Source organism: Methylocapsa polymorpha (assembly GCF_045689225.1).
Taxonomy (GTDB): domain Bacteria; phylum Pseudomonadota; class Alphaproteobacteria; order Rhizobiales; family Beijerinckiaceae; genus Methylocapsa; species Methylocapsa polymorpha.
The window spans coordinates 3705712-3723578 of the sequence record NZ_CP136862.1 but is presented as its reverse complement, the minus strand read 5'-3'; the positions used below and the strand labels follow the sequence as shown (position 1 = coordinate 3723578).

Here is a 17867-nt window from a genome sequence, read left to right as displayed (position 1 = left end):
CTCTATAGTCTTCAAGTTTGGTGTTCACAGTTTTGAACTCCAATATTCGACCTCCTCCTGAGCTAATGCACTTGGCGTCCTCTGTTCATATATTCCGGCGTTGACGTAATGGCTCCGTGCATTCAGACTGTGTAATTTGACCGCTATTGCGATATCGGGATACTGAGCGATATAAAACTCTGGATCAAATTCCAGGGGCATTGGACGCCCCTCAAAGTAACCTGCTTGTCTGAAATGATGGGCATATTCGCCTGACGGACGGTCTTGCAGCGCCTGAGCCACATCAGGATTCTCTTCAGCATACTGATGGGGGTCGATTTGCAAATCAGAAATGGCCGCCAGCAGAAGCGCCTTTAACAACTTTAGAGAGATAACAACTTTCTTTTCTTCCAAACTTGCATCGAGAAAGTCACTTTCATTAATATTTAGCTTATTACAGAATGCTTTAAGGGGAGGAAAGAAGAGCTTATCCATCGTTCTGCTCCGGTTCGGTGACAGCAATACCACTATTCAGGATTTGATATTCCCGCCCGTAATGCTTACGTAAAAGCTGAGCTATTTCTTTATGGTTTTTGCGTAAAGCAACGTCAAGAGGCGTCTCACGTAGTGAACTATCGATAGCATTCGGATTCGCACCGTTATTCAGTAAATATTCAGCTATATTAAGGTGATTGAAATCGGCAGCTCTGTGCAATGGTGTAGCACCGTTGCGTTCAGCGACATCAGGTGAGACTCCTCGCTCTACAAGGCGAGACACAATCTCTAAACTGCCAAAATTTGCTGCAAAATGCAGATGGCTCCAGCCGACTGATCTGAAGAAGGCATTGTGTGGATCGGCAGGCGGCGGATCGGCCTCGATCAAGTCTGAAAGTTGATGTGAAAGAGGCGAAGATCGAGACAATAATCCAAAACGCATGATCTTGATCCATGCGGTAATAGGGGTCTGCGCGCCATTGAAAATCTTGATTCTAATTGGCTTATGCCCCCCTTCCGTCTGAACAGCCTCGATAGGAAAGGTAAACGCGGCACTAGTCGCACGGCCATAGTTGCCTGGCCTTGCGGATGCTCTGAACCATTGCGTTATTTCAGAACTCGCGTCAGCATTTTGAACGGCAGCGCACCATTTACCGTTCAGATCATTGGTATCGTCCCAAGCAAGGTCCAGTAAGAGGAATATCTGTTTTGCATCGGAGTCAATCGGAGCACACACAAGGTCCACGACGTTCAGATCCAGGTAAAAGCCATCATCGAAAACGAAGCAACGAAGACCATCTGGCGTACAAAATACGCTACCAGCCTGATCATTGTGCTTTATGACTCTGTCAAACGAAATGATGTCAAGGCCAGTAAATGGTTGTGTTTTACATGAAACCCGCCCAAGCCGTGTATAACCGAACTGCTCCATGGCAAAGGCTCCCGCATCCCAAATAATCTTGTTCTGATGCGGCGTCATTTCGTCCTGCCAGTCGCCAACAATTCCTTTACGATAAAATATGGGGTCACGCGTTTTTGAAATATCTATTGTCTCAAGTTCCGCTTGCACTTTTCTTAGCCTTATCGGACATGCTTCAAAATCAAGAGCACTTAGAAGGTCTGTAACTTGCGCGACAAAATCGTTTTTTAGATCCTCATACCTGACAATAAAATCCGGAGCAGCAGACAACCACGTCAAATTGCAGCGAGACCAACTGTTGATAAACTCTCGCAAATAGGCATCATCAAATGAAGCTATGCGTCTCTCGGCAAGATCAGGCCAATAGGCTTTCGAAGAGACAAAAACATCACGGGGATCTCGGACAATCATAACCTGCTTGGCTCGGGGAAAGAAATATCGACCCATATCCACTGCGTAAGCAAAAACTCGATCGTCTCGCCCCGCGCCAGGAAGGCAAGGGTACGCGCTCTTGTCGCAAGAACATCCAGGAACCTGAGCCAGCAAAGAGCTAAAGGCGGCGCGAACAAATGCCAATTCGGCTTTCCTTTGAATTGCCCGCGGAGCTGCACATAATGTTGAAACATGATTTTCGGCAGCTTCGACCAAATATGGAAGCTGCCATTCCGCCTGAGAATTTATTGGCGTGAAATGACTGATGATGTTTCGTAGCCATGTCGTCCCAGATTTTTGTGTTCCAAATAAGAAAATCATCGGGACATTTTTGTACTTTGGCTGGATTGTCTGGCTCAATTTTGCTGTCTCGATAGTTGACTATCAGAAAAAGCTCTTCAACAAATTCATGGCGGCGACTTTCACCAACCTAGCTACGTGATATGAAATATAAATCGCACTGACCCGAGCGATCCGGGGAGGCGTCAACTTTGATGGGTGTGAAACGCTGAACTTGCTTGAAAGAAAATAATATCTATCGTTCAATGTCAACGCCCAGCCTTCAGATCGGCGAGTCTTTCTCATCGACGGGTTTCACAAAGCTGGTGCGGAAGACATTTTTCTGAGCTCTTTGATCGGCGGCACGGAGGAAGATGATCTCCTGCTCCGGGTTCAAGTCATGATCGCCGAATATGAGCGAGCAAAGATTTTAGAGCGTGGCTAGCGCAGACCCGACATGTCTGCGCGATCTGGGTCGGTCAGCGCCCTGACTCCGCGACCCGTTGTTCAAGGATCGATTCTTCTTGGATCGGCTCTCAGACGTTCGTTTTTCTGCGATTCGTTCCACGAATTGAGCGCATAACTGGACAGTTTCAATGCTAATGTGCTTGCCTTCTTCCCAAGCAGCTGCAACTCCATTTCAAATTTGGTGATAATCGGGGCTTCCTCCGTTCGCGCGCACGACGACTTCGAATTTCGAATGGCACACATTTGTACTGCCAAAGTAGTCCGAGAGAAGCACGCCATTGTCGCGCCTTGAAGCATTTGGGTTTGGCGTCCATGGTCTGCCAAAGACAGGCCGCTGGGCTAATCTAGGTTGCTCGTGACGCAAAAAGGGAAGATATTTAAATAGCTTATCGCGCCGTGATGCGCCCGCCAAAGCTACGTCGCTTTTCATTGAAGATCGCTTTTTATGTCCGTTGTCGAGCAGATTTTGGACTCTAACGGGCCTTTCGTGCCGGTCTATCGGCCCCTCCTGCCCAAGGCCGAATCTGTCGCCGGATACCTCGCGCAGTTGGATGCGTCGCGGCTTTATACAAACCACGGCGATTTGAGCGCATTACTCGAGAGCCGGCTTGCGGCGGCGTTTTCGATCGCCACGGGCTGCGTTATCGGGGCGGCTTCGGGAACCGCGGCTCTGACCGGTGCGATTCTGGCTGCCGCCGGGCGCGCGACGGCGAAGCAGCCGCTCTGCCTTTGTCCGGGCTACACGTTCGTCGCGGCGCCTTTGGCCGCAGAGCTTTGTGGCTATCAGATGCATTTGGTCGATGTGGACGAAGCGACCTGGGCGATGGATCCTGACGTTCTCGCCGCGCATCCGCTGCTTGATCGTGTCGGCGTGATACTTGTCGCCGCCCCCTATGGCCGGCGGCTCGCCCAAACGGCTTGGGTGCGTCTTTCGCAACAAACGGGCGTGCCGGTGGTGATCGACGCCGCTGCGTCTTTCGAAGCATTGGCGGACGATGCGAAGAGCTTGATCGGCTCTGTTCCGGTCGTCTTGAGTTTCCACGCGACGAAAGCCTTCAGCACGGGCGAAGGCGGCGCTATCGTTTCTACCGATCCGGCGATTGCGAGAGCGGCCATCGCGGCGCTGAACTTTGGCTTCGACGGCGTGAGGGAAACCACAGGACCGGGCTTCAACGGCAAGATGAGCGAATATCAAGCTGCCGTGGGTCTTGCCGAATTGGACGGCTGGGCGGAAAAACGCGCTGCATTTCGTCGCGTCGCCGAAACTTATCGCGAATTTGCCGAGCCAAGAGGGCTACGCCTCCATGTGGCGCCCGCGGTGAGCTCGAATTACGTTCTCTTCGAGGCTGCGAGTGAACAGAGCGCTGGCGCAGCCCAAGTCGCCCTTGATTGCGCGGGATTCGATCATCGGCTCTGGTACGGTCGTGGACTGCACCGAGAAGCCTATTTTCGCCATGTCTCGCGTGACGTCCTCCCCGGAGTCGAGGCGCTTGCGCCGCGGCTCATCGGTCTCCCGATGGCGCCGGATCTGTCGGAAGGCGTAGTCGAGCGGATCGTCGCGGCGCTAGCCGCTACCCTGACGCAGTGAGAGCGCTGGCGACGACTTGCGTCTCGGCCCTGTTCGTCGGGACAGTTTGCGGCGTTAAAGCCCCAAACCCGTTTTTACGTGGCAGTCGAACCACATTGAAAAAGTGCCAGTGCATCACGCAAACATGGATGAACATGCTGAACGGAAGAGCCTCGCCTCTGAGCGGCAGATTCTCGACGAACCAGGCGCGCAGATAGGCCCCTCCTAGCCGGCGCAAGAGCTTCGCGCGCGCGAGCGCCCGCCCGAGTTTCAGCGCCTGAGCCAGGCCGCCGATGGCGCCGCGGATCTTCGCCGCACTAGACTGCGAGCCCGACGCCATGGCGTCCATCGCCGCGCGTTTTCGGCGGAACGCGGGCGACCCCCGATAGCCCGCGTATAGCCGACTGAAATAGGCGTCCGGTTCATACAATCGCAAAAGCAATCGATCATAGCCTTCCTTCAGCGCTTCTCGACTCATGAGTTTGGGGCGAAAGGTCACGTCGGGATCTGCGAAATCGAGCCGCCCCTCGGCCAGCAACCGATCATAGAGGGGCGTCGTTGGAATTGGGGTCAAAAGGCCCACCGCCGCTTGGGCTATTCCGGTGCGTTGGATGAATTCGAATTGCTCTTCAAAAATTGCCTCGTCGTCATGGTCGAAGCCGACGATGAAGCCGCCTATGACCACCAGACCGCCGTCGCGAATGCGTTGGATCCTGGCGTCGAAACTATCGCGCGAGATGTTTTGCACCTTGCGGGTTTCGGCTAGCGAGTCCTGTCGCGGCGATTCGATTCCAATGAAGACCTGGCGGAAATTGGCTTCGACCATCAGATCGATCAATTCCGCATCGTCGGCGAGATTGATGCTCGCCTCGGTGTAGAACTGAAGCGGATATCCGTGCGCTTGTTGCCAAGCGATGAGAGCATGCAAGAGTTTCTTCGCTTCCTTCTTATTGCCGATGAAATTGTCGTCAGACAGGAAACAGGATTGAAAGCCGGCGCGCCGAACGGCATCGAATTCCTCGATCATTTGTTCGCAACTCTTCACCCGCGGCCTTCGCCCAAAAATTGTAATTATATCGCAAAACTCGCACATGAACGGACACCCGCGCGAAAATTGCAGCGGGGCCAATCTGTAACGATTCGCTTTGACGAGGTCGAAACGGGGAGGGGGAACTGTGGTCATATCCGTCTTGGCTGATTGCTCGTAGCGCTCAGCCACTTTCTCGCCGGCTCCGAGCGCATTGAGAAATGCTGGCCAAGTCTCTTCAGACTCGCCGATGAACCGAACATCGCAAAGCTCCTTGAAGACATCTTCCGCGACGGATACATGCGGGCCCCCCACGACGATAATGGCGGGCAGGCGCTTGAGCTCCAGCAGAATTTCGTGCATCCGAGGACCCTGAACGATCATGCCGGTGAGGCCGATTACGTCGAATCTGCGGAGCGATTCGAAATCGATCGGCTCGACATTTTCGTCAAGCAGCGCGACATCGCAGTGAGGCGGAGCCAGCGCCGCCACGGCTGGCAGAGCGCCCGTCACATTCGAATAAAGCTTTTTCCCGGGCATGAGAGGAAGGGCGAAATCGAGACCCCAATAAGTCGGCTCGAATCGGGGATTGATCAGGCAAACCGAGAGCCGCCGCATTTTTTTCGCCGCAGGCAGTGCGCTCACGTTGGAAAACTCCACCGCCATGGCTCCTTCGAGTAAGCTGAAAAATCTTGAGCCCTATGCAAGCATAGGTGAAATTGCGCGCAATGGGGAGTGTTTTGAAAATGGCGGATATCGTGGTTTTTGGCGCTGGCCAGATCGCCGAAGTCGCCAAAGTTTATATAGATATGCACAGCACGCACCGGATCGTCGGATTTACGGTCGACGCTGCCTATAAGACGGCCGATAGCCTTCACGGATGTCCGCTCGTGGCTTGGGATCGCTTGGAGGAGCGCTTTCCGCCAGGTTCGGTCGAACTCCTCGGCCCTTTGAGCTATCGGCGGCTCAACGAATTGCGCCGCGATCGCCATCTCGAGGGAAAGCGACGCGGTTACGCATTCGCCTCTTTCATACATCCCGCCTCGCATATCTACACGAGCAACATTGGCGAAAACTGCTTCATCTTGGAGAATAACGTCATTCAACCCTTCGTTCGAATCGGTCATGGGGCGATGATCTGGAGCAGCAACCATATAGGTCACCATGCCGTCATCGGGGACTATTGCTTTCTGTCGTCGCATGTTGGATTGGGCAGCGGCGTAAAATTGGGAGAGCGTTGTTTCCTTGGCGGGAAGGTCGGGATCGAAACTGGCGTCGAAATCGGAGCCGGTTGCTTCCTCGGCGGCGGCGCCGTCGTGAAAAAGAACTTGCCGGACGAAAGCGTCGTGCCTGGCCCGAATGACGCCGTCGCTCCCTATAAGGCCTCACGAATTAAGCGACTCGTCTTCCGCTGAGGGCCGACGCCGCTCAAGGCAGGCCGATCGGCTGAAGGCCCGTCATCCGCGAGAGTCCAGCCAAATGCGGAGTTCGATCGCTTCAGGCGCATTTTCGCCGATTCGATCACTATGTCGAGCTGATGAGGGCGCGCCATATTCAATCTCCGACAATTTGCCGAAGGTCCTCCCGGTCGTCTTTGGATTCGGGACAAATATGGATTCAAATGAGCATGGCGCTCCTTTTCTTTTCTCTGAGCTTGTCGAAAGGCTCTTCCGATGAGTCGTCGGTCTCCGTCTCTTTGGCACCGCGAGGGCCTGCTCGTTTCGGTCAAGCCGCAGCATTCCTGGTGGAAAAGCCACGCCCAATTGCCTACCGTTTTGCCGCTGTCGAACCGACTTTGGCGCGTCTATTTCGGCGCGCGCGATCACGATAATCGGACGCATTTGGTAGCCGTGGACGTCGACCCCGGAGACAAGATGAAGATCCTCGCGGAACATTTCGATCCCATGTTGGCGCTTGGGCCGCCCGGAACATTCGACCATCGCGGCGTCTGCCCATCGGCCGCCCTGGCGGTCGATGGGCTGATCCGTCTCTATTATATCGGCGTCTGCGTCCGCGAAGATGTCCGGGGGCAAGCCGCGATCGGTCTCGCTGTCAGCGACGATGGTCTGAACTTTCACAAAGCCTTTTCCGGGCCTGTGCATGGAACCGGGCCGTTCGATCCTTATTTCAGCACTGCGCCGACCGTATTCAGGACCGCTGAAGGCTATCGGATGTATTATGTCGGCGGCACGGGATGGCGGGAAATCAATGGTCGACTGGACCCTTTTTATGAGATCCGCACGACCAGCTCCTCCGATGGCTTGATCTTCGACCCTCGCTCCGAAACGGTCGTCGCCTTGAAGGACTCTTTGGAAGCGGGACTCGGACGGCCCTGGGTCATAGAGTTGGATGACGGCCGGCGGCTCTGGTTTAGCCGCCGTGGCGAGGTCTATCGGGGCCCCGACGGGTCCCCTTATCGCCTGGTTTCGATCGCGGCGGACGAATGCGGCGGCTTCTCCGCGCCGGCTGAGCCGGTGGTCTTCGAAAACCCGCCTGAGCCAAGCGACTTCGACGGATGGATGCAGGCCTATGCCTGCGTGGCGCCGCATGGCGAAGACCTGATGATGTTTTATAATGGAAATGATTTTGGCGGCGGCGGGTTCGGTTGGGCGCGCCTGCCGGGCGGGGCCATACCGACGCGACCAGCCTGTCCCTGAGCGAGCTCACCTGCGTGCTTCGGCTTTTCGAGGGCGCCATTCGCGAAAGAACCAGCACGCTTTGTTGGTCGACGAAGTTGGACCTCGCAGCATCAGCTTGCTCCGAAGACGTGAGTGTCCAGACTTACGGCCGCCCACTTGAACGCTCGGTCCACGATTGCCGATAGGTCAAATTTAGACGGCCCCCGACGCGTTCCACGCGCAAGTGTGACTCCTCGACGGGTGACTGCGTGTTGCCAGTCTACAGTTGCCGCATGAGCGCCGAACGTCTTCCAATCTCACGGCCGATTGGCCTCAGCTTTGCGATTGACCATATGCCCGATATCGAGCTATTAGTTTTCATTAGGCGATATTCATTACTTCCGGCAATTTCCGCTATGGCGCGTACCAAAGAACCGCGCTGCCTTTAGATATGAACCTCGTCATTAATTCGTGGCTTGCTCGGCGGGTATCTAATTGCGTCTGAAGCCCTCGGCCGAAATCCGCCCGGCATCTGTCTGCTGTTGGCTTCTTGGGCGAACTTGGAGACTATTTCATGAAGCGACTGCTCGCGTCCGCGGTGTTTGCGACCGCCCTGAACCTTACCTGTGTTAGCTGGGCTTTCGCCCAGGAACCATATCTCGGCGAAATCCGTCTCTTCGGCTTCAATTTTTGTCCTGTGGGATGGGCGCCTGCGAATGGCCAAACTCTCAGCATCAGCGCCAATAGCGCCCTTTTTTCGCTTTATGGAACATATTACGGCGGCAATGGCACGACAAATTTCAACTTACCTGACCTGACAGGACGGGCCCCTGTGGCCTTTGGCTCGCCTCCAAACGGCCAGGCCATCGGGACCGCCTACGGCGCGTCCTCCGTCAATCTGACGATAGCACAATTACCTCCTCATACACATCAGCTTAAAGCTACTTCGCAAAGCAACAATCAAAACCTTCCCGCCGGAGCGTTGTTGGCGACCTTTCCTGCAGGTGAAAAGATCTATTCGGCAAGCACTGCACCTGCGGATACCGCTATGTCTTCCGCCGCGATCGGCCTGACCGGCGGCGGGCTACCGGTTCCGACACAAAGCCCTGCGCTCGCCGTGAGCTGGTGCGTCGCCACTCAAGGCATTTACCCATCGCGGCCATAAAAGCGCTTTTTTGAAAGCCCGAGCCCAGGGCTGACCAGCAATGAGTAGCGTGATTAGTTACGCTGCTCTTCCAGAAATGGCTTCAGTGACTTTGAAGGCGCGCCTGCAATTGCCTTCCTGATGAAACTTGTAGATGATTTTTCAATAAGTGATTGAGTTGGTATGGTGACGGCGGCAATCGTCGACCGTAGGCCCGTCCATGACAAACCCAGTCAGTCCAGTGACCGTCTTTATTCTCTCGTGGAATCGCCCTCATTATTTATGGACTTGCCTGGATAGCTTGTACCGATATACGCGTTGTCCTGTGCGGTTCATTTTGGTGGACAATAATTCCGATGATCCAGGCGTCCGCGAGGTCGTCGAAGGATTTGGGCGGCGCGGTATGTTTCATGCCATTGAATGGGCGAGCACAAATTCGCCGACCCGCCTTTTTGAAACAATATACAAATACCGTCATCTTTACGGCGACTATTTTGCGTGCATAGAAAGCGACGTCGTCATATTTGACACTACGCCCTGCTGGCTGTCGCAGCTTTGTGCATTGATGGACGAAAATCCACGACTGGCTCTTTTGGGATCCTACATCGATACGAGCGACTTTATCGATCCCGAAACAGCTCGCAACATAGCCCCGCAAATGCCAGAAGAAAGACGCGCAGCTCTCATCAAAGCGCAGAGTCCCGAACGTTGCCTTCCTGTTAATCCTCCAAACGAACTTATCATCGAACCATTCAACCCGCCGGGGCGATTGGTAATGTTGCGAACGCAGCTTTTGGACATTATTCCATCAGGGCCGGATCATTTCATTTACAAGGCGGTAAAGGAAGCCGGGCTCCAGGCAGGCATATCCACCAAGGTCCGCCATCGACATCTGTCCTTGCTTAATTTTTTTGATTATCCCGAATATGACACAAAGGCTCGCGACCGGTTTCATACATCTTCCTACAACTTCAACACCACGTCGGACTTCGCATAAGATGCGACTCAGCTCTCGCTGATTCCAGTGGAAGCCGCACACAAGAATGCCGATCCAATGCGGCTGGGTTCAGCAATTCACAAGACAATAAGTGGTTGTGCCAACGAGGTCGGATTGTATCGCCGTGATGCGGAAGACTTATCTGCTTGACCGCGCCTCACCCGTATGAGCGGGGCTATAATGCGGGGGTGCGCGACCAATTTGTTAGAAATGCCCATATTGGTCTACGATTAATGCTGATGAGAGGCGATCCTGTTAGAATATTCGCTGGGCGGCGCGCTTCGCGTAGGTCGCAAATTATTGAAACGTGCAGGAACTGAAAGGCACATCGCGTGATCGTTTCAATCCACGTCCCTAAGACGGCAGGAAAGTCCTTTCGCCTGCGTCTCGAGGCTGCTTTTGGAGCGCGGATGCTCTGCGATTATGCGGACTGGATTGGATTGGATACGCCTGAGGCCTATGCCCAGCGGGCCGCGCAAGCCGCCAAGATGCATGCCTGCCGCGACGAAATTTTGCGCGATTTCGATCTCATCTACGGCCAATTCATCGCCGACAAATATGTTGGACAATTTCCGACAGTCGAATTCACCGCATTTTTCCGCGATCCCTACCAGCAAGCGGTGTCGCATTATCAATTTTTGCTGCGCCATCCAGAGCTGGAGCACCCATGGGTGCAGAAATTCCACGAGCTTCGGCCGACGCTCCCGGAAATGATCGAGGCCGTCCCTAATTTTCAATCGATGTATCTCGGTAGCAATTCGCTCGACGATTTCGCGCTGGTCGGGCTGACGGAGCAGTATGAGCGCGGCGTCGCGCTGTTCGAGGCCGTGTTCGGTCGCAAGCTTCCTCCGGAAGCCGCGCGTGAGAACGTCAATCCGAACCGCCCCGGCGACGCCTATCCGATCGATCCCGCCGTTCGCAAGGCGATCGATACACATCGCGCTGCCGACGTCGAATTATATCGCCGCGCGTGCGAAAGATTTGCCAGCCTGACTGCGCAGTACGGCATATGAGCCGGACGATCACCCGCGTCGATCCTCAACGCGGCCCGCGTCCAGGCGCAATCGCAGTGATGCAGCCTTATTTCTATCCTTATGCGGGCTATTTCCGGCTGCTCGCGGCGGTCCAAACATTCGTCATTTTCGACGACGTGCAATTTGTCCGTCGTGGCCGCGTGCATCGATGCGAAGTGCCGGGTCTGGCCGGTGCGCGGGAATGGCTGACTCTGCCGCTCGCCCGCCAGCCGCGCGACACTTTGATTAAGAACCTTTCTTTCCAGGTCGGTGCGCGCGAGATCTTCGACGCACGCTTGACACGGCTGCCATGGCTTAAAGCGCGGCGCGGGTTGGTGGCCGAGCGGGTCCGCGCCCATCTTCATGCTCCGCTCGAAACCGTGATGGGCTTTCTTGAAACCGGATTGCGGCTCGTTGCGGATGCGCTGCAATTGCCGGCTCAAATCGTCCGGAGCTCGGAATTCGGCCTCGACCCGGCGCTACGCGGTCAAGAACGCGTCATCGCCCTCGTCGAGGCCTTGAGCGGGCGCATCTATGTCAACGCGCCCGGGGGCGTCGGGCTATATGATCGCGACGTCTTTCATCGTCACGGCGTCGCGCTCGAATTCCTTGCTCCCTATGACGGCGTCTTCAAATACATGCTGCCGGCATTGATGAATGAAGACCCGGCGCTGTTGCGTGAGGACATTCTGCGCAGCACCTATATGCTCGATTAGACCCTATGTTCGCCTATCGCCCTGAAGATCTCGGAAGCGATCAAGTTCAAGCTCACAGGTCACATCCCCGTTTTCCGATTCCGGGCGAAACTCGTCGTAGAGGCGGCTAGTACGCAGGGCGAAGTGCTATCGAGCATGTCGGCTACCCCCGAGTAACTCCACCTTTCCGCCGGGCTCGAAGCCCTGAAAAAGATGATGGAATAGGGCGCCGTGGCGGCCTCTTTAATTGGCCAGGGATGAGATTCATTTGTCCTGGACAGAGAATTCCCGAAGAATGAAAACAATACTCCACTCAACCTTCGATCACATTGTTCCTGTTGGCCTAACAGGAAGACGCCCTTCGGCCCGTCCATGAAGCAGATAATGTGCGAGCGGATTTAACCCCCGCGACCGCACGTCTGGATAAGTCACGAGATAGAAATTGGTTTGGAAATCGGGGCCCGGATCCCGGCCTTCGCGATAACCATGCATGATGTAATGTAGAAGCGGATTCATGCCGGACCGACGCACATCCTCGTAGCGCTCCAAATACCAGCGCGTGTCAAAAAACGGGTTCGGCCGATAGCCGTGCAAGTAACCCTCATCGAGATAATGCCTGGCCGGTGGGCGACCGCTTTCGGCTACATCTTGATATTCGCTCTTATACCAATCAGCATCGAACAGACCGCTACCCAGGAGTTTGCGCTCGAATCGGCGCAATCCGCTCGTCGGCGGCAGAATCTTGCGCCATGCGGCTCGACTTTGATGCATGGCGCATGATTTGGCGCTGGCTGCTTCGGCATCAATGAGCTGGTCACACAGCGCACGGATTTGCGCTTCAAATTTATTTTTTGTCTCGGCCGCAGTCTTCTCTAGTCGCGCGAGTTCGGCTTCCACATTTTCTTTTGCGGCGATCGTCGCGTTCAATGCAATCGCATCTGCCTGCCTGGAAGTGTCGGCTTGAACCAAAACAGCCATGTGAACGGCTACGATCTCATCCTTTTCTGCGCGTGTGCGCTCAAGGAGCATCGCAGCTTCTATGTTTTTCTCGAGGGCCTCTTCGTGTTTAGATTTCGTCTCGATGAGTTGCGTTTCGGCCTGCTCCAAACGCTTGGTGCGATCAAAAAGAAGGGCTGTCACATCGACGAGATCCAACCGTTCCGCCCGCGATCGCTCCGATAAGCGATCCATTTCATCTTGAATAGCCGCCAGCTGCACGGTGCGCGACATGAGACTAGTAGAAAGTTCGTCTTTCTCACGGGTCGCCTCTGCGAGTTGTGCTTCAGTCCGCTCCAACCGAGAGATCAGGTCGGCATGGAGATCGGATACCGCCAACATCGCCTGCTCGCGGGTCTGCGATTCAGCTAACAGTCGCTCTTGTTCATCGCAAACCGCGGCAAGTTCGGCTCTGAGCTCTCCGTGTTGAACGCGCAACAGTTCATTTTCGCTTCGACGCCCGTTAGCTTGCTCCTGCAATTCCTCCAAACTGCTCTCATAATCGGCGAGAACACGACCAAACATGGCGCATGATTGTTCGAATAGCTCGCCGATTTCATCCAATCTCTCGTTGGCCGAATTAGAAAAGGGGTCGCATGCCAATTCAAGCAAAGCTTCGTAAGCACGCGCGGTCCATTCATGAACGTCGGAATGGGCGATTAGCTCCGCGTGATCCGTTTTATGATGCACTAATTCTGAACTCAGAAATTGTTCAACTTCTTGCGCCGAGCGATCGGATAGACGAGGCCAGAATAGACCAGTATCCAGAGACACTTTGTCGGAAACCCTCCGCCAGTCCGAGAGAAATTGGTCCCAGGTGAAAATTGAGCGTGCGATGCTTCTTGTCTGCACTTCCGCATCAAGAACATGGCGCAGCCAAAGCAGCAATCCTTTGGTGAGCGAGATATTGTGGACGCGTCTCAGCGAAACCGCTACGTCCAAGGGCGAGCGGATCGGAATCACGATCCGCGGCGTCGCATCCATTTCCTTGAGAACGTCGAGCCAGAAGGGCGCGAATCGACAAATTCTCGGATCCTTCAAAATCGGCAACGGGGCATTGCCAAACTCAGATGCGAATATTTCCTTGGCGCGGCGCTTATAGGAATCGAGGGCAGGTGATCTATACCAACTAGGATTGAACTTTCGCCAATCATGCCAATAGGAGCCCGCGGAAGCCAACAATTCGTCATGAAAATGCATAAAAGGGATGGACTCGAAATATCCCCGGGCATTTCCTGAGTTCGCCGCCATCAGGTGGGCTGGCTCCGCCCCGCCGAGTTTCGTAAGAGCTCCTGCAACGGAACTGGTCCCACTGCGATGCATTCCAAGAACGACAACGACGTCGGGCATTTTCTTCTCGCTCGCCTTTCTAAGGATATGTCTCAAAGGTATCGCCGGTCAGCCAGCCCGTGGCGACGTGGATCTCCTCTGAGATGTCAGCTTACAATTGATCAACTGAAATTGACAATATTTATATGACTGTATTTACTATTAGCGGAACGATCCATGTAAAATAATTGAATTGCGTGGAATTTGACGCGCCGCCCGATCTCGATTGTTGTTTTAAAAAGCGAATTGGCAATAGCGCGCTAAGATCGGTTCATGCAGGGTCAGGGACTCTCCTCTTCGCGACTGATCCAGCCCCTATTGAGGGGCGGAGACCGCCCGGGCGCGCTGCGCTGTTGGATACAATATTTCTTATTCGCGGTATCATGAAATCAGGCCACTCCTATGGAAGCGTCAATCACGTGCCGGCCCCTAAGATTGCAGTACTTTCTAAGAATTCCGAATGTCGGCGACAGAATCAATCCGGCCATCGTGGCTGCCATTTCTAGACGTCCGACGGTCCATTTCGACGACGGCGACAAACCTTGTCTTCTCGCCGTAGGAAGTATGATGGCGTCTGCGACCCCTATGAGCCACATTTGGGGCACAGGCGTAATGCATCCGCACTACGGGGTAGGCTCCGCTGTAGCATCCAACATACATGCGGTGCGCGGTAAGCTGAGCCACTGCGCATTACATCAAGGTGGTATTGACGTATCTGATGTTCCACTGGGAGACCCCGGCTTTCTGGCCCCAGCATTATTTGGGATCGCTAAGTCTGCAAGGCCAACAAATCGACTTGGCGTCGTCCCTCATTACGTCGAGAGGGCTAACCGGCACTTTCGCCGCCTCGTCGCTGAACCTGGCGTGTCGGATCTGAACGTCCATGCTGATCCTGAACAATTCCTGCGCGCAATGGCGGATTGCGAAGCCGTGATTAGTTCATCCTTGCACGGCCTGATATTTGCGGAGGCATTGGGAATTCCCAACCTCTGGGTTACCGCATCTAATGAAATTGCCGGCGGACCATTCAAATTCGACGATTGGTTTTCAACAACCGCCACGCCGCAGATGAGTGGACATCCTCTGGCGTCGACGGATACCGTTGATAGCTTGATTGACAGGACTATCCTGCACAATAGCACAATTGACGTCGAGGCCCTTCACGCCGCATTCCCCCACAATTTGCTAAATAAGATATGTGAGGAGCAGGATCGTCGGATAATTCCGACGAACGTATGTCGAGCGCGGCCATTACCGACATTCCTGATCTCATTCAATCGTGGCCCCCTTCTTGAGAAAGCGATCGCCGCGATAAAACAGCTAGACGACCCAACTGACATCGTGGTCCACGACAATGGAAGCACTGATGCAGCCACACTTGCAATTCTCGACAAGCTTGAGAGCAGCGGAACGCACATTGCACGACGAGAAGCGCTCAACTCTCCAGATGATCTCGACAACGTAAACGACACAGTACGAGACTTTTTTTCAGATTGGGCGGAGCCGTCCCGTTATATCGTAAGCGACTGCGACGTCGACATGACGATTACGGCTCCAGAGGCTCTGACTGTGTATGATGAGCTACTCAATTCATTTCGGCAAGTTGAAAGCGTAGGTCCTATGCTTCGGATTCGCGATATTCCAACGTCGTATCCGCTTTTCAATCACGTGATGAACCGGCATATTGAGCAATTTTGGCATAGGCAACCAGAATGGACGCCAATATCATTTGGTAGAGTCGCCTATATCGAGGCGATGATTGATACAACGCTTGCCTTGCATAGAGCCGGAGAGCGGTTTCGCCGTCTAAAGCGGTCGTTGCGGGTATATGAACCATACGAGGCGCAGCATTTAGATTGGTATATTAGCGATGTAGTAGACGATGTATATGGAAAGACATCAAATCCGACGATTTCTCATTGGAACAATGCGATCGAGCGGGATCTTCATATAACTGCGCAGTTGGAGTACGACCACTATTATGCCGTCCGCAAAAATGAGTTCGGCGACCTCGAAGTCTATGAGGAGCACATACCTGCACAGAGCGCCAACGCTAAGCGTTGCGAGCTATCTGGGGCCATTTTGCCTTTTGTCGAAGCGGATGAATCTCAGAGGAAAGATAGAATCTCGCGGACAGAGATTTTACGCCATGAGCGCCGCACCGATACGGAGCGATGGCGAAGCGTCGCATCGCACTATGAGTCCTGGCGGCAGCGAAGCAAACTACTCGCAAGTTATGTGCGTCCAGGAGAGCGTGTTTTTGAATTCGGAGCAGGCAATTCAGTTTTGGCCGGCGCGCTCCCTGCTGGCTGTGGCTATGTCGGCAGTGATGTGGCGCCGTTAGCGCGCAACATCGTGATCTTTGATCTCAATGCGCCAACGCTTCCGCAACTGCGCGGTCACGACGTCGCCGTGTTTAGCGGCGTCCTGGAATACGTGCATGATGTGTTAAGGCTGTCCGCCTTTCTTTCGCAGAATTTTGCCAGCGTCATATGTTCATATGCAGCGTGTGTTAGTTCTTCAGTCGAGGAAATCGAGCGACGCAGATATTCTGGATGGTTTAATGATTTTAGCGAAGTTGAATTTTTAGAAATATTTCGAGGAGCAGGATTTAGTCTAAGCAAAGCGGGTAAGTGGGAGAAGCAAATGTTATTTCGCTGGGATCGGCCGTGATCGACGATAAAAAAGGCAAGCATTCGGGCGTACCGGCGGCTAGGTAAGCATGCTGCGCCTAACAAGGTGAGAGCGTTGGCTTGTTGCGGATAACATCAATCAGACTGTGTGGAGAGTCCAGCGGCGGGAACTCCTCTACCGCCGCCAATATGGTAGAATAAGGAATAACGCACCTTTCTCGTAATGAGCGCTTGCACATATTTTGGCGCCGGGTGCGTGAGCGTCGGCCGTGAGGCTTAATGGGATGCCAAATCTTTGCGTTTACAGAAACCGCATTGGGTCATATCAATGCGGAGGTCGTCTGGCTCGAGCCGCTAAACGCCGCAGCTTGCGCAATTTCCCGCGTAGCTTCGCGCCCAACCTTGCCTTCGGAGCAGGGGAGGGGGCCGGCGGATGAAGCGCCAGCGCATAGGTGCGCGCCATCAAAATATCGGCCAAGGCTTGGCGGTCCTTGATATGGGCTATGTCCTCAAACGCAATTGGAGCCCCAATCGCCACCGGCAGGCTCGTGCCGATCCGCGTCTTAACTTCGCGAAAAATCAACGAAATCCGCAGTGTCTGGCTGACATGGCTGGCGATCTGGAAAAGCCGGCTGTTCTGGCCGCCGAACCAGATCGGCGCAACAGTCGCCTTCGATCGTTGAATGAGCTGGGCGACGAAGGGCTGCCAGCGTGAATCGATTGCCGGCCGGCGGCCCAGCTGATCGGGCGCGGTCGACACCGCGCCGGCCGGAAACACAATGACGGCGCCGCCCTTATCCAATTGGGTCCGGGCCGCCGCGCGTGACTTGAGGTTGGTCTCAAGCGCCTCAGGCGAGTCGGTAAAGTCGATCGGCAGAATGAAGTCCCGCACTTCCTCCGCGCGCGTCAGAACCGCATGCGTGAGCACAACGAAATCCGGCCGCACCTTCTGCACAAGCCATGAGATCACGATCCCATCGAGCACGCCATAGGGATGATTGGCGACGAAGACGACCGGCCCCGTGCGGGGCAGCCGCGCCAGAGCTTTCTCGTCGTAAAGAACGTCGAGCGCCAAGGACCGAACGGCCGCAGCCCAAAAGCTTTCGCTTGGGCGCGGATGGCGCCGGTTGGCCAAGTAAAGCCGCTTCAACGCGGGTTGGCCCGTCGCCTTCTCCACAAATCGAATCAGCTGGCGCTTGACGGGAGGATCGCTTGGCGCGGCATAGCTGAACAGATAATCGTCCATCGGAATCCGATATTACGGGCGTATGACTGA

13 protein-coding genes are annotated in these 17867 nt (G+C 54.6%); 8 read left to right on the top strand and 5 right to left on the bottom strand.

Annotated features, from left to right (window positions below):
- Nucleotides 1-24 precede the first annotated feature (24 nt).
- Both RZS28_RS17170 and RZS28_RS17165 read right to left on the bottom strand, forming a co-directional pair.
- Entirely contained in the window at nucleotides 25-474 is a 450-nt protein-coding gene (locus RZS28_RS17170) for a hypothetical protein (RefSeq protein WP_407338948.1), read from the bottom strand.
- Nucleotides 467-2185, bottom strand: coding sequence for an ankyrin repeat domain-containing protein (locus RZS28_RS17165; RefSeq protein WP_407338947.1), 1719 nt, complete (start codon nucleotides 2183-2185; stop codon nucleotides 467-469). Before RZS28_RS17165 ends, RZS28_RS17170 begins: the two co-directional genes overlap by 8 nt.
- An 832-nt stretch (nucleotides 2186-3017) precedes the next feature.
- On the opposite strand from RZS28_RS17165, the gene RZS28_RS17160 reads away from it, so the two are divergent.
- Complete coding sequence (locus RZS28_RS17160; RefSeq protein WP_407338946.1) at nucleotides 3018-4160, top strand: DegT/DnrJ/EryC1/StrS family aminotransferase; 1143 nt, start codon at nucleotides 3018-3020, stop codon at nucleotides 4158-4160.
- Here the strand turns inward: RZS28_RS17160 and RZS28_RS17155 are convergent.
- Nucleotides 4144-5811 (bottom strand): radical SAM protein, encoded by a 1668-nt coding sequence (locus tag RZS28_RS17155; RefSeq protein WP_407338945.1) that lies wholly within the window; start codon nucleotides 5809-5811, stop codon nucleotides 4144-4146. The genes RZS28_RS17160 and RZS28_RS17155 overlap by 17 nt on opposite strands.
- A 101-nt stretch (nucleotides 5812-5912) precedes the next feature.
- Here RZS28_RS17155 and RZS28_RS17150 point away from each other — a divergent pair, with 101 nt between their 5' ends.
- From RZS28_RS17150 to RZS28_RS17125, 6 genes are all read left to right on the top strand, one after another.
- Nucleotides 5913-6581, top strand: a complete 669-nt coding sequence (locus tag RZS28_RS17150) for an acetyltransferase (RefSeq protein WP_407338944.1) — start codon at nucleotides 5913-5915, stop codon at nucleotides 6579-6581.
- Nucleotides 6582-6839: 258 nt separating this feature from the next.
- Nucleotides 6840-7823 carry a hypothetical protein gene (locus RZS28_RS17145; RefSeq protein WP_407338943.1) on the top strand — a complete coding sequence of 328 codons (984 nt, stop codon included), beginning with the start codon at nucleotides 6840-6842 and terminating at the stop codon, nucleotides 7821-7823.
- Nucleotides 7824-8358: 535 nt separating this feature from the next.
- Nucleotides 8359-8949, top strand: coding sequence for a phage tail protein (locus RZS28_RS17140; protein ID WP_407338942.1), 591 nt, complete (start codon nucleotides 8359-8361; stop codon nucleotides 8947-8949).
- A gap of 199 nt (nucleotides 8950-9148) precedes the next feature.
- Nucleotides 9149-9925, top strand: a complete 777-nt coding sequence (locus RZS28_RS17135; RefSeq protein WP_407338941.1) for a glycosyltransferase — start codon at nucleotides 9149-9151, stop codon at nucleotides 9923-9925.
- Between the two features lie 332 nt (nucleotides 9926-10257).
- Nucleotides 10258-10938, top strand: coding sequence for a hypothetical protein (locus RZS28_RS17130; protein ID WP_407338940.1), 681 nt, complete (start codon nucleotides 10258-10260; stop codon nucleotides 10936-10938).
- Complete coding sequence (locus tag RZS28_RS17125; RefSeq protein ID WP_407338939.1) at nucleotides 10935-11654, top strand: WbqC family protein; 720 nt, start codon at nucleotides 10935-10937, stop codon at nucleotides 11652-11654. Before RZS28_RS17130 ends, RZS28_RS17125 begins: the two co-directional genes overlap by 4 nt.
- Before the next feature lie 303 nt (nucleotides 11655-11957).
- Here the strand turns inward: RZS28_RS17125 and RZS28_RS17120 are convergent, their stop codons facing one another.
- Entirely contained in the window at nucleotides 11958-13979 is a 2022-nt protein-coding gene (locus tag RZS28_RS17120; protein WP_407338938.1) for a hypothetical protein, read from the bottom strand.
- A gap of 564 nt (nucleotides 13980-14543) precedes the next feature.
- Between RZS28_RS17120 and RZS28_RS17115 the strand changes: the two genes are divergently transcribed.
- Nucleotides 14544-16631 carry a polysaccharide pyruvyl transferase family protein gene (locus RZS28_RS17115; RefSeq protein WP_407338937.1) on the top strand — a complete coding sequence of 696 codons (2088 nt, stop codon included), beginning with the start codon at nucleotides 14544-14546 and terminating at the stop codon, nucleotides 16629-16631.
- A gap of 285 nt (nucleotides 16632-16916) precedes the next feature.
- Here RZS28_RS17115 and RZS28_RS17110 read toward each other — a convergent pair whose 3' ends face one another.
- Nucleotides 16917-17837: a lysophospholipid acyltransferase family protein gene (locus RZS28_RS17110; protein ID WP_407338936.1), complete on the bottom strand. Its 921-nt coding sequence runs from the start codon at nucleotides 17835-17837 to the stop codon at nucleotides 16917-16919.
- Nucleotides 17838-17867 lie beyond the last annotated feature (30 nt).